Below are 12,137 nucleotides of genomic sequence, written 5' to 3'. Positions count from 1 at the left end.
GCCGCGCAACGATCTGCTGGTCGCAGGGCCTATCTACGCAACGATCTGCGGTGGAACGCAACCCTGAACGCTGGATGTCGCCGAACACGGCCGCATAGCGTTGCTGACAAGCGCCAGCCCAGTGGCCGGACCCGGCCGGGCGCGCCGACCACCGGGAGCGGGACGATGTCGTTGGACGCCACCAGCCGGCGCTATCTGATGTGCCGGCCGACGTACTTCGCCGTGGAATACAAGATCAATCCGTGGATGGACCCGACCGCGCCGACCGACGCGGATCTGGCGATCGCGCAGTGGACCGCGCTGCGGCAGGTCTATCTGGACCTCGGCCACACCGTCGAGGAGATCCCGTCCGTGCCGGGCCTGCCCGACATGGTCTTCGCGGCCAACGGCGCGACCGTCGTCGACGGGCAGGTCCTCGCCGTGCAGTTCCGCGACCCGCAGCGCGCCGACGAGGCACCCGCGTACGCCTCCTGGCTGGAGCGCGCCGGCTTCGAGGTGCACGAGGCGAAGCACGTCAACGAGGGCGAGGGCGACCTGCTGCTCGCCGGTGATCTCCTGCTCGCCGGCACCGGATTCCGCACCACGCACGCCGCGCACGCCCGGGCCCAGGAACTCTTCGGACGGCCGACGGTCACCCTGCAGCTGGTCGACCCGCGCTACTACCACCTCGACACCGCGCTCTGCGTGCTCGACGAGCACACCGTGGCCTACCTGCCCGAGGCGTTCTCGCCGGGCAGCCAGGCGGTGCTGCGCCGGCTGTTCCCGGACGCGGTCCTCGCCACGCCGCAGGACGCCGCCGTGTTCGGGCTGAACTCCGTCAGCGACGGCCGCAACGTGGTCCTGCCGGTGCAGGCGACCGGGCTGGCCACGGCGCTGCGCGAGCGGGGCTACCACACCATCGGCGTCGACATGTCCGAGTTGCGCAAGGCCGGCGGCGGCCCGAAGTGCTGCACCCTGGAACTGCGAGAGGCGAACCGGTGATCGTCGAACGGACGCGTACCCAGGCCGCGGTCGGCGACGCCGAGCGCTGGACCGCGCACAACTACCACCCGCTGCCGGTCGTCGTCGCGCAGGCGGAGGGCGCCTGGGTCACCGACGTCGACGGGCGGCGTTACCTGGACTGCCTGGCCGGCTACTCGGCGCTCAACTTCGGCCACCGGCACCCGACCCTGATCGCCGCCGCGCACGCCCAGCTCGACCGGCTCACGCTGACCAGCCGGGCGTTCATCCACGACCAGTTCGCGACCTTCTGCCGCGAGCTGGCCGAGCTGTGCGGCAAGGACCTGGTGCTGCCGATGAACACCGGCGCCGAGGCGGTCGAGACCGCGATCAAGGTCGCCCGCAAGTGGGGCTACCAGGTCAAGGGCGTACCGGACGGACAGGCGACGATCATCGTGGCGGACGGCAACTTCCACGGCCGTACCACCACGATCGTCAGCTTCTCCACGGACCCGGACGCCCGCGACGACTTCGGGCCGTACACCCCGGGGTTCAAGATCGTCCCGTACGGCGACCTCGCCGCGCTCGCCGACGCCGTCGACGACACCACGGTCGCCGTACTCATCGAACCGATCCAGGGCGAGCAGGGCGTGGTCGTCCCGCCGCCCGGCTACCTGCCCGGCGTACGGGACCTGTGCACGCAGCGCGACATGCTCTTCATCGCCGACGAGATCCAGTCCGGTCTGGGCCGGACCGGTGAGACGTTCGCCTGCGACCACGAAGGGGTCCGGCCGGACATGTACGTGCTCGGCAAGGCGCTCGGCGGCGGCATCGTGCCGGTCTCCACGGTCGCCGCCGACCGAAGCGTGCTCGGCGTGCTGCGCCCCGGCCAGCACGGCTCGACGTTCGGTGGGAACCCGCTGGCCTGCGCGGTCGCCACCGAGGTCGTACGGCTGCTGCGCACCGGCGAGTTCCAGCGCCGCTCGGCCGAACTCGGCGTACGGCTGCACGCCGGCCTGCGCTCGCTGGTCGGCGAGGGACTCGTCGCCGTACGCGGCCGTGGGCTGTGGGCCGGCGTCGACATCGACCCGGCCCTGATGACCGGCCGGCAGGCGTGCGAACGACTGGCCGAACGGGGCGTACTCGCCAAGGACACCCACGGCTCGACGATCCGGCTCGCCCCGCCGCTGGTCATCGAGGCGGCCGAGATCGACCACGCGATCGCCCAGCTCGCCGCCGTACTGCGCTGATCTTGGATCGCCCGGCCCGCGGTTCGCGGGCCGGGCGATCCATCGCACGTCGGGCCGGCCACCGCCGGCTCAGCGGTCGGCGATCCGGATCGCCATCGTCGGCGCCTCGGCCATCACCGACGTCGGGTTGGCCACCCCGCCGGTCTGCCAGAGCCGGGAGCGGCCGATCTGCACGCCCGCGTACAGCTCGACCACGTCCGTCGGGCCGAGCGGGCGGGCCTGCCGCTTGAGCGTCTCCCGCTGCTCGTCGTCGGTCGAGCCACCCGGCCGTACGCCCGTCCCGTTGGTGCTGACGTCGTGCGCGACCAGCTCGCTGCCCTGCAACTCGAAGCGGACGTGGCTGCGACTGATCCAGCGCCGGGCCTCGTCGGTGAGCCACTGGCCGAGGATGATCCCGCCGCCCTCCGGAGCCCGGCCCACCACGACCGGCTGGTCGGCGGCGACCACGAAGCGCCGGCGGACCATGCCGTCGATACGTACCGACAGCAGCTCCGCCCGGGGCCGGGGGCCGGCGTCGGTGAGCCGTTCGTCGTGCCGGGGACAGGTCGGCGAGCCGGTACGCAGCGTCGGCGGCGGCTGCCCGCCGGGCCGGCCGACCCGCATCGAGCCGAAGCTGGAGCATTCGGGGTCGGGACAGCGCCACAGCCGCCCGAGCAGTTGCGCACCGACCGGTGACAGTGCGGCCGAGGTCGGCTCGTGCCCGCCGCCGACCTGGGCGACCAGCGCCGGGCCGCCGGCGGCGGGGACCGGCGCGAGCAGCCGGCCGGGCTGTTCGGCCAGCCACGGATAGCGTCCCAGGGCGTTCTCGAACCGGGAGCGGCTCAGCACCGGCAGGCCGAGCAGGTCGGCGACCTCCAGCACCCGCTCGCCGGGGTTCGGCAGCACCTCGACCACGCCGTCGTCGGCCCAGCGGCGGACCACCATCCGCTCGTTGGAGGTCAGGTCGGCGTCCGACAGCAGGGCCCGGTGTACGACGACGTAGACCGGGACGTTCTCCTCGGCGAGTTGCCGGCCGAGCGCGTCGACCACCATGCCGAGCCGCAGCAGGGTGGCCGGGCGCCCGCCGTCGAAGTCGACGTAGCGCACCACCTCGGCCAGGTCGAGCACGGCACGGGCCAGCTTCGGGTCGGTGGTCAGGCGGCCCTCGATCGCGTCGAGGACCTTGCTGATCTCGAACCTCATGTCGCCGCTCCGATGATCTCGTCGATCCGACGGGCCAGCTCGATGTCACGTTCCGTGACGCCGCCCTCGGAATGGGTGGCACACCGGAAGGTCAGCGTGCGCCACCGGATGTCGATGTCGGGATGGTGGTCGAGTTCCTCGGCGACCACGGCGACCCGGTCGACCACGGCGATCGCCTCGGGGAAACCGGGCAGCTCCGCCGTGCGGATGATCGCCGTGGAGTCGCCGGTCCAATCACCGTCGAGCCCCGCCAGCTCGCCGCGCAACGCGTCCGTGTCCAGCACCTTTGCCATGCGCAGACTTTACCGCCGGCCCGCACGCCCGACGCCGGGCGGCGCCGGCCGGCGCACCCACCACGATCCGGCCCCACTCCCGGGGATCGATGTTTACCGTTCGGCGAAAGCGGTAACCCCTGTGCCAATGAGGCAGATTCCACGCATCGCGACCACGGGGCTCGGCCTCGTCACCGTACTCACACTCGGCGTGGCCGGCTGCGCGGCACCCGCCGACCAGAACGGCACCGGGGCGACCCCGGCGCCGTCCGGATCCGCGACCTCCGCCCCCGCGGCCGATCCGGCCGCGGCCGAGGCACTCACCACGGCGGCGCAGCGGCTCAACGACGACAGCCTGCGGGTCACCGTCGAGGCGACCGGACTGAACAGCCGGGGCCAGCTCGATCCGCAGGGCGACCGGGGCACGATGACGATGGCCCTGGACACCGGCCAGGGTCAGGCGGTCCAGATCGAGGTGGTGGCGGTCGACAAGACCGTCTATCTCAAGGTTCCCGGGCTTCCCGAGGTCGGCGACAAGTGGGTACGCGTCGACGTGGCCCGGATCGCCGGCACCGATCTGGACATCCTGCCCGAGGGCGACCCGGCCGGCGCCGACCGGATGATCAAGTCCATGGCCGAGGTGCGCCGCGACGGCCCGAACAACTTCGCCGGCACCCTCGACCTGAGCCAGGCACCGGCCGGCAGCTTCGGCATCCAGCAGGCGCTCGGCGCGAACGCGAGCGCGCTGCCGTTCACCGCGACGGTCGACGGGTCGGGCCGGCTCACCAACCTCGACGTGGACCTGACGCCGGTCGAGCCGACGCTCGGCACGCTGAAGATGACGTACTCCGACTTCGGTGCCCCGGTCGAGGTCACCGCGCCGCCCGCGGACCAGACCGTCGACGCCCCCGACTCGCTGATGCAGTTCCTCGGCCGCTGAGCGAAGGCAAAGAATGGGCGACGCCGGTCGGCGTCGCCCATTCTCGCGTACGGCGTCAGCGGCGCTCGGCCCGCAGGAGCGCGCCGGCCTCGTGCAGGTGCGCCAGCGCCTGCCGGTACGAGTCGATCAGGCCGGTCTCCTCGTACGGGATCCCGTTCTCCGCGCAGTAGGCGGCGACGATCGGCTGCGCCCGGCGCAGGTTGGACCTCGGCATGCTCGGGAAGAGGTGGTGCTCGATCTGGTAGTTGAGCCCGCCGAGCGCGAAGTCGACGAAGACGCCACCGCGGACGTTGCGGGAGGTCAACACCTGCTTGCGCAGGAAGTCGAGGTCGTCGGAGTCGGTCGGCATCAGCATGCCCTTGTGGTTCGGGGCGAACGAGCAACCCATGTAGACCCCGAACAGGCCCTGGTGGATGACGATGAACGCGATCGCCTTGAGCGGCGACAACACGGCGAAGACCGCGGCGAAATAGCCGACCGTGTGCACGGCCAGCAGCAGCAGCTCGGTCCGGCGGTGCCGGATCGGGGTGCTGCCCAGCAGCGCCTTCACGCTGGCCACGTGCAGGGCCAGCCCTTCGAGGGTGAGCAGCGGGAAGAAGAGGTACGCCTGCCGCTCGACGATCCAGCGGCCGAACCCGCTGGTCTGTGCCGCCTGCTCGGTGCTCCACACCAGCACGCCGGCCTCGACGTCCGGGTCGTGCTCCTCGTGGTTGGGGTTGGCGTGGTGCCGGTTGTGCTTGTCGATCCACCAGCCGTAGCTGAGCCCGACCGCGAGGTTGCCGGCGGTCAGCCCCGCGACCTCGCTGATCCGGCGCTTACGGAACATCTGCCGGTGCCCGGCGTCGTGGCCGAGGAACGCCACCTGGGTGGTGGCGAAGGCGAGGAACACCGCGACGAGCAGTTGCAGCCACGAGTCGCCGACGAGGAAGAAGGCGGTCCAGCCGCCGAGGAACAGTCCCACCGTCAGCGCGATCTTGGCGGCGTACCAGCCCGGTCGGCGCCGCATCAGCCCCGCCTCGTTGATCCGGCGGGAAAGCCGCGCGAAGTCACTCCCCCGTTGCAGCCTGCGTTCCGCAACAGCGCCGACAGTCATGGATCTCCCTGTTCACCCGGTCGCCGCCCCGGGCGGGCGGCGCTGCCGTCAAGCATCCTTTTGGTCCGGCTTTTCGGTAATCCTGGCCACCCCCGTAAGGGGGGTAGGGCTAGCCCCACCCCCCTTACGTCCCCTCCTGACGGGTCAGGTCATCCGGCCGACGGCGTCCCGCAGCCGGGCCACGTCGCGCCGCCGACGCTCGTAGGTCATGGCCAGGGCGATCAACGCGAGACCACCGATCGCGAGGAAGATCCACCGGGGCAGCAGGTCCCAGACGGCGGCCAGCTCGCGCAGGGCCAGCAGGACGACGGTCGCCCCGCCGAGCACCACCGGCGCCTGCCGGCGGGCCGCACCACCGGCGAGGACGACCAGCACCGCACCGGTGCCCAGCAGCAGCCGACGCATCGGCTGACCGTCACCGACCAGCACCGATGCCAGGCTGGGCAGCAGGCCGGCGGCCAGCCCCGGACCGTACGCGAACCAACTGCCCAGCCCGGACCGGGCGGCCAGCCAGCCCGCGGTCAGGGCGAGCACCGCCGCCGGCAGGCTGTAGGCCTCCAGGACCGCGACCCGGTCGGCGACCAGCAGCAGCCACCAGGCGACGAGTTCGCTGCCGAACGCCGTCCAGACCAGCACCCCGCGCCGGTGCAGGAACACCGCGTCCGGCACCGGCCCGGCCCACAGCGCCCGGACCCCGACCGCGATGCCCCACAGCGTGAACACCGCGGCGACGTACCGGATCTCGCCGAGGCTGAGCAGCAGCGCGACCAGCGCCCCCGCGTGGGCGACCGCCTCGACGGTCAACGACTCGGCGGGCCGGCGGGCCCGCAGCACCGTACCGGTGGCCAGCGCCACGGCCGCGCCGCCGAGGACCGCCAGCGCGACCAGCCGCAGCGGCAGGTCCGCCGCGAGCGCGACGGCCGCCGCCAACGTCAGGCCGGCCACCACCGCCACCAGCCAGCCGGCGATCCGGGTCGCCTGGTCGCGGCCGGCGAGGCCGACCGTGGCGGCGCCGCCGACGAGCAGCCCGAGGGCGGCGATCGTCGTGCCCTCGGTCGGCAGCGCCCCGGCCAGGCCGGCCCCCGCCAGGGCAACCCCGACCGGTACGGCGACCAGCACCGCCCCGGTCCGCAGCGGCCCGAGGGCCGCGGTGAGCAGGTACGCCAGCCCGGTGGCGAGGGCCACCGCCGGTACGACGGGCCACGGCGTGCCGGCGACCGTCAGCGCGACCAGGACGGCGGCCACGCCGACCGGCAGCGCCGCGGTGTTGGCGAACCGGGCCCGGACCCGCCACCACCCGGCGGCCCGAAACGCGCCGGGGTGGGCCCCGGCGGGTGGGACCCGTCGGGGTGCGGCACGCCGGCACCCGGCGGGACAACGGCACCCGGCAGGACAACGGCACCCGGCAGGACAACGGCACCCGCCCCCGGGACGGTGCCCGGCGTTGCGGCACCGGCCGGCCGGAGCAGGTGGGCGGCGAGCCAAACGGCGACCGTGAGGACGCCCAGCGCCACGGCGGGTGCGGCGGAGTCGAGGCCGAAATCGACCGGCCACCGCCCCGACGGGGTCGGCACCCCGCCGGCCGGCCGGCCGGACCAGATCGCCCCGACCCACGCGTACGGCGACAGCAGCAGCCCGGCGACCGCCGGCACGACGGTGACCGCGCTGACCGCCAGCAGTGGCAGGGTGGCCGCGGCGGCAAGGATGCGGCCCGGCGTCCAGGTGACGAGCAGTGCGGCGGTGACGAGGAGCAGGACGCCGGTCGCGGCGTACACCGCCGGTGGCTCGTCGTGCGGCCCGCCGGGCGCCGTACCGGTGACCACCACGGCGACCGCCACCGCCGCGGTGGCGTACGGCAGCAGGGCGGGCCGCAGCCGCTGGAGCAGAACCGGCACCGGCAGCAGCAGGGCGGCGGCGAGCAGCGCGGCCCGGGCCTGCCACCACGCCGCGACGGTGCCGGTGTCCAGCGCGGCGACGACCAGCGCCGGCCAGACGACCAGGGCCGCGGCAAAGGCCAGCCCGCCGATCGGCCGCCGGTGCGCGGCCGCACCGGGGCCCGCGCCGGTGCCGGTCGCGCCGCCGCCGGCAGCCGAACCGGCGGTCGCCACGGCGTCAGGCCCGACGGTCGCGGCACCGGCGGACCCGGTCGGCCCGCCGGACGCGGGCAGCCGTTGGGCGACGGCGGTCACGGCGAGGCCGAGCAGCAGCACGAGGGCCAGGGTGCCGGTCGCCGTCTGCGGCCGGGCCAGGCCGACCGCGACGGCGTGGAGCACCAGGACCAGGCCCGCACCGGCCCGGACCACCCCACCGGTGACGGTCCGGTGCGACAGGGCGGTGAACAGCAGCGCCGCGGCCGCGGCGAGATCGACCAGTCCGACCAGCCAGCCGGCCATCGGCGCGGCGGCCGGCAGGGCGAGCACCGCCAGGCCCGCCCCGACCACGGCGGTGGCGTCGCGGCCGGCCCGGGGCAGCAGCACCATGAGCGCGCCGGCCACGACCAGCACCGCCACGGGAACCTGCCAGTCGAACGGCACCTCGGGGTCGCGGGTCGACGGCAGCGCCGCGGCCATCGTGGCGACCCCGACCACGGCCGCCGCGACTCCGGTGACCAGCGCGGTCACCCCGGCGACGATCAGCGCGCCGACGCGGTGACCGATGCGCACGGCGACGGGCAGCGGCCGCGCGGTCACCGTGACGGCGACGGCCAGCCCGAGCGCCACCACGGCGGCGGCCACCAGCAGCAGGGTCGCACGTACGTCGGCGATCGGGCGCAGGACCGCGACCGCGAGCACGACCACCAGGACGGCGCCGGCCGGTCCACGCAGGACCGCGCTGCCGGCCACGGCACCGGCGGCGACGAGCAGCAGGGCGGCGACCACGAGCGGCAGCCCGACGACGGCGACCGGGCCGGTCACGTCGGCGACGACCAGCGCGACCAGGGCGCTGAGGGTCGCGGCGGCCAGCATGGCGGCATGACCGATCCAGCCGACGACCCGGAACGCGACCAGGCGGCCGTCGCCGGGTGTGGCGCCACCCGGCAACGGGCCGGTGGCGGGTCCGGTGGCGGCGCCCGCCGGGCCGGCGCCGACACCGGCGACGGGGACGGGGGCTGGTCCGGTGCCGCCACCGGCGACGGGGGCGGGGGCTGGTCCGGTGCCGCCACCGGCGACGGGGGCGGAGGCGGTGCCGCCGGCCGCGGTGGTGCGGCGGGTCAGCCGGAGGACGAGCAGGTTGCCGGCGGCGACGGCGGCGTAGACCAGCGCCCACCCGAACGGGTCGGGTCGCAGGTCGTACGCGAGCAGCGGCAGGACCGGCTGCGCCACCAGCAGCGCGACGTACCGTGGCGCCCACAACCCGGTCAGCGCGGCGTACCCGGCGGCGACCAGGGCGGTGGTCGCACAGACCAGCCCGGCGTACCGGGTGCCGGGGGTGCCGGCGAGGCCGAACAGGTCGACGTACCAGGCGGCGTAGCCGTCGAGCAGGACCAGCAGCAGCGCGATGGTGGCGAACGTCTCGGCGGTGGCGGTGAGCCGGCGCCACCGGGCCAGCGGCGGTACGGCGAGGGCCAGGCCGGTGACGACGGCCAGGATCGCGGCCCGGCCGGCGACGCCGTAGGTGGCCCAGGCGACGGAGGTGAAGACGATCGCGGCGGTGCCGAAGAGCAGGCCGCCGAGGATGAACAGGATGTTCTGCACCGTCCGGGTGGAGGCCTCCGGTCGGGCCGGTACGGCCGGGCCGCACGGTGTGCCGGAGGGTGCCGGACGGGACGGCCACGCCGCCGGTCCTCCGGGCCCGCCGGTGCCCGGGCCGATTGGCGCGCCCGGGCGCGGCGCGATGGTGCCCGGCGGCCCCACGGGAGCCGGTCGGGGGGCGAAGGTCGCGGCGCGTACCCGGGCGGCGAGGGTCTGACGCCGCTGCTGGGCGTCGCGGAGCGCGGCGGCCAGCGCCAGGTGTTGCTGGCGGGCCTGTTCGACCCGGGGGGCCAGCACGCGGATCTGGTAGTCGAGCCGGATCACCTCGGCGGCGACCGGATCGGGCGCCCGGCCGCACCGGCGGCAGCCGGCCACCAGGTCGGCGGTGCCGCCGCAGGCCGGGCAGGGGTAGACGGGCACGGGTTCGGTCACAGTCGCATGATTTCCGTCGCCGGCGAAGGGGTCACAGAGTGTGCGTACTCAGCCGGAGCGACTACTCAGCCCGGACGTACTCAGGCCGGCCGGGTGTGTTCGTGTACCCAGGCCGTGTACGCCGGGTTGGCGCTACCTACCGCGACCACGAGGATCTCCGGTACGTCGTACGGGTGCGCGCCGCGGATGTGCTCGACCAGTGCGTCGACCCGGTCGGAGGCGGTCTTGAACTGCACCGTCCACTCCCGGGTGCTCTCCATCCGGCCGTCCCACCAGTAGGTGCTGTCGAGCGGCCCGCTCACCTGGGCGCAGGCGGCGAGCCGGCCGGCCACGGCCGCAGCGGAGAGCACCTCGGCCACCGATCTGGCGTCGACCACGGTCGTCACGACGTGTATCTGCTCCACGCGCCGACCCTACGCCCCGCCGGGCTCGGGACGGTGCTCGTCGATCCATTCGTCGATGCGCTTCCACCAGTCGTACAACCACTCGACCCGTTCCGCCTCACCGGTCGGCACCTCCTCGGGTGGCACCGACCAGAACCGCATGATGATCTGTTTGTCCATCGGCAGCTCACGCCACACGTCGGCGACGGTGAGCATCCGGTCGAGACCGGTGTGTGCCACGAAGATGACCCCGGCGTCGGGGGCGGCGTCCAGCGCCGCGATCAGCCCACCGGGCTTCGGGGCGAGTACGTTGCGCATCCCCTCGGCCCGCTTCGCCATCCGTTCCAGCCCGAGCGCCCGCAGCCGGGCGATGGCGCGCAGCCGGCGGCGCGGGGTGAAGTTGCCGCCCTCCGGAAAGATCACGAAGGCGTCGTTGTCGTCGAGGCCGGTGGCCAGGTGGGCGATCTGTTCCTCGATCGTCTCGCCGGGTTGGTGACCGGGGGCGACGAAGCGGTTGGGCAGCCGGTTCAGCATGACGTCGATCGCCGGGTCCCACTGGAGGGTGTCCTTGAGTACGATGCGCGGCTCGCGGGAGTACCAGTTGACCAGCGCGTGGATGAGGATGAACGAGTCACCGGGACCGGCGTGCCGGCACACGACTATCTCCGGCCGGCCGGGCAGGGCGGTGTCCGGGTCGGTGCCGACCACGTCGATGCGCAGCCGCAGCGTCCACTTCGCCTGCCAGAACAGGACGGTGAGGAACCAGCCGGTCAGCACGTAGTGGGCCCGCTGGAAGGCCGGCGACCGCTTCTTCCAACCGAATCCGGAGGCGAGCCACAGGACGAAGAGGGCGATCAGCGCGGCGGCGTCCCACACCAGGTAGAAGGTCAGCATCCAGAGCACGCGCAGCGGTCTCAGGTAGCCGGGGACCAGCGGCGAGGCCGCCGCGGCGGCCAGCAGCCAGATCGGCAGGGTGGTGACGAAGAGGAAGGTGAACACGACGACCACCGGCCCGAACACGATCCGGCGCAGCCAGCGGGGTGGGATCCGCATCAGCCACCCGCCGGCCGGGTCGCCGTCATCGACCGCTCGCCACGTTGGTCGCCAGGTAGCGGCGCGAGGCGGTGTAGGCACGGCTGATCCGCCGGCCGACGGCGGCCATGTCCCGGTAGGCCCAGGGGGTGTCGTCGCGGGATTCACCCCCGCCGGTCGGCAGCACGTGCACCTCGACGTCGTCGGGCAGGGCGGCCATCTCCCGGGCGAACCGGTGCCGCCGGGCGATCTCGAAGGCGACCTGGGCCACCTCCCAGGGCCGCCGCGGCGGGCTCAGCGGCCGCTCGACCCGACCAACCTGGAGTACGAAGATCAGCTTGGCACCGGCGTCGACGGCCGCCCCGATCGGGATCGAGTTGACGATGCCGCCGTCGACGAAGTGCTCGCCGTCGATCTCGGCCGGCGGAAGCAGGCCGGGCACGCTCGCCGAGGCCAGTACGGCGTCGACCAGCGGACCGCGGTCGAACCAGTGCTCGGCGGCGCGTTCGATGCTCGCCGCGCAGCACCGGAACGGCACCTTCAACTCCTCGATCATGGTGTCTTCGCCGAGCGCGCTCTCCAGCAGCCGACGCAGCGGCCGGGGCGAGTGCAGGTGGGTCCGGGCGGCGAAGCGGCGCAGTTGCCGGGCGACCGAGTCGCCGTACACCTCGCTCGCCTCGGGACTGGCCCACAGGCGTACGAGCCGGTCGGTGACCGCCTCGGTCGGGTCGGCGGCGACCAGGGCGCCGTTGACGGCACCGATCGAGGTGCCGACGACGACGTCGGGGCGGTGGCCGGCGCGGAACAGGGCGCGCAGCATGCCCACCTCGACGGCGCCGAGCACGCCACCGCCACCGAGCACGAACCCCACCGGACCGTTGACCATGGCTTCATCCTGGCACGACCGGTTTCGGGACCGTCC

General features: G+C 74.0%; 11 protein-coding genes. 3 read left to right on the top strand and 8 right to left on the bottom strand.

Annotated elements, in window-relative coordinates:
- The first annotated feature begins 165 nt into the window (after nucleotides 1-165).
- Nucleotides 166-981 carry a dimethylargininase gene (ddaH, locus tag Prubr_RS17645; protein WP_212826804.1) on the top strand — a complete coding sequence of 272 codons (816 nt, stop codon included), beginning with the start codon at nucleotides 166-168 and terminating at the stop codon, nucleotides 979-981.
- A complete protein-coding gene (rocD, locus tag Prubr_RS17640) occupies nucleotides 978-2,189 on the top strand; it encodes an ornithine--oxo-acid transaminase (protein ID WP_212826801.1) in 1,212 nt (403 codons plus the stop codon). The genes ddaH and rocD overlap by 4 nt, the downstream gene beginning before the upstream one ends.
- 69 nt (nucleotides 2,190-2,258) lie before the next feature.
- Here the strand turns inward: rocD and Prubr_RS17635 are convergent, their stop codons facing one another.
- Together Prubr_RS17635 and Prubr_RS17630 are read right to left on the bottom strand one after the other, a co-directional pair.
- The gene (locus tag Prubr_RS17635) at nucleotides 2,259-3,371 is read right to left on the bottom strand and encodes an FHA domain-containing protein (protein ID WP_212826799.1); all 1,113 of its coding nucleotides are present in this window, start codon (nucleotides 3,369-3,371) and stop codon (nucleotides 2,259-2,261) included.
- Entirely contained in the window at nucleotides 3,368-3,664 is a 297-nt protein-coding gene (locus Prubr_RS17630) for a 4a-hydroxytetrahydrobiopterin dehydratase (RefSeq protein ID WP_212826797.1), read from the bottom strand. The genes Prubr_RS17635 and Prubr_RS17630 overlap by 4 nt, the downstream gene beginning before the upstream one ends.
- 127 nt (nucleotides 3,665-3,791) lie before the next feature.
- Here Prubr_RS17630 and Prubr_RS17625 point away from each other — a divergent pair, with 127 nt between their 5' ends.
- Nucleotides 3,792-4,583 carry a hypothetical protein gene (locus Prubr_RS17625; RefSeq protein WP_212826795.1) on the top strand — a complete coding sequence of 264 codons (792 nt, stop codon included), beginning with the start codon at nucleotides 3,792-3,794 and terminating at the stop codon, nucleotides 4,581-4,583.
- A 55-nt stretch (nucleotides 4,584-4,638) separates the two neighbouring features.
- Here Prubr_RS17625 and Prubr_RS17620 read toward each other — a convergent pair whose 3' ends face one another.
- From Prubr_RS17620 to Prubr_RS17595, 6 genes are all read right to left on the bottom strand, one after another.
- Complete coding sequence (locus Prubr_RS17620; protein WP_212826793.1) at nucleotides 4,639-5,676, bottom strand: fatty acid desaturase family protein; 1,038 nt, start codon at nucleotides 5,674-5,676, stop codon at nucleotides 4,639-4,641.
- 144 nt (nucleotides 5,677-5,820) lie between these two features.
- Nucleotides 5,821-6,921: an SCO7613 C-terminal domain-containing membrane protein gene (locus Prubr_RS17615; protein ID WP_212826791.1), complete on the bottom strand. Its 1,101-nt coding sequence runs from the start codon at nucleotides 6,919-6,921 to the stop codon at nucleotides 5,821-5,823.
- The gene (locus Prubr_RS17610; protein ID WP_212826789.1) at nucleotides 6,897-9,800 is read right to left on the bottom strand and encodes a hypothetical protein; all 2,904 of its coding nucleotides are present in this window, start codon (nucleotides 9,798-9,800) and stop codon (nucleotides 6,897-6,899) included. The genes Prubr_RS17615 and Prubr_RS17610 overlap by 25 nt, the downstream gene beginning before the upstream one ends.
- A gap of 80 nt (nucleotides 9,801-9,880) precedes the next feature.
- Nucleotides 9,881-10,204 carry a divalent-cation tolerance protein CutA gene (gene cutA, locus Prubr_RS17605; RefSeq protein WP_212826787.1) on the bottom strand — a complete coding sequence of 108 codons (324 nt, stop codon included), beginning with the start codon at nucleotides 10,202-10,204 and terminating at the stop codon, nucleotides 9,881-9,883.
- Nucleotides 10,205-10,213: 9 nt separating this feature from the next.
- Entirely contained in the window at nucleotides 10,214-11,236 is a 1,023-nt protein-coding gene (locus Prubr_RS17600) for a 1-acyl-sn-glycerol-3-phosphate acyltransferase (RefSeq protein ID WP_212826785.1), read from the bottom strand.
- Between the two features lie 25 nt (nucleotides 11,237-11,261).
- Nucleotides 11,262-12,101, bottom strand: a complete 840-nt coding sequence (locus tag Prubr_RS17595) for a patatin-like phospholipase family protein (RefSeq protein ID WP_212826783.1) — start codon at nucleotides 12,099-12,101, stop codon at nucleotides 11,262-11,264.
- Between the last annotated feature and the right edge of the window lie 36 nt (nucleotides 12,102-12,137).

The organism is Polymorphospora rubra, assembly GCF_018324255.1.
In the GTDB taxonomy this organism is placed as follows: Bacteria; Actinomycetota; Actinomycetes; order Mycobacteriales; family Micromonosporaceae; genus Polymorphospora; species Polymorphospora rubra.
This window is presented reverse-complemented; position numbering and strand designations above follow the sequence as displayed.

Excerpts from the sequence above, each read along its gene's own strand:
- Prubr_RS17630 (WP_212826797.1), bottom strand. The coding sequence starts at position 3,664 with ATGGCAAAGGTGCTGGACACGGACGCGTTGCGCGGCGAGCTGGCGGGG.
- Prubr_RS17595 (WP_212826783.1), bottom strand. The coding sequence starts at position 12,101 with ATGGTCAACGGTCCGGTGGGGTTCGTGCTCGGTGGCGGTGGCGTGCTC.
- Prubr_RS17620 (WP_212826793.1), bottom strand. The coding sequence starts at position 5,676 with ATGACTGTCGGCGCTGTTGCGGAACGCAGGCTGCAACGGGGGAGTGAC.
- Prubr_RS17600 (WP_212826785.1), bottom strand. The coding sequence starts at position 11,236 with ATGCGGATCCCACCCCGCTGGCTGCGCCGGATCGTGTTCGGGCCGGTG.
- ddaH (WP_212826804.1), top strand. The coding sequence starts at position 166 with ATGTCGTTGGACGCCACCAGCCGGCGCTATCTGATGTGCCGGCCGACG.
- Prubr_RS17635 (WP_212826799.1), bottom strand. The coding sequence starts at position 3,371 with ATGAGGTTCGAGATCAGCAAGGTCCTCGACGCGATCGAGGGCCGCCTG.
- Prubr_RS17625 (WP_212826795.1), top strand. The coding sequence starts at position 3,792 with ATGAGGCAGATTCCACGCATCGCGACCACGGGGCTCGGCCTCGTCACC.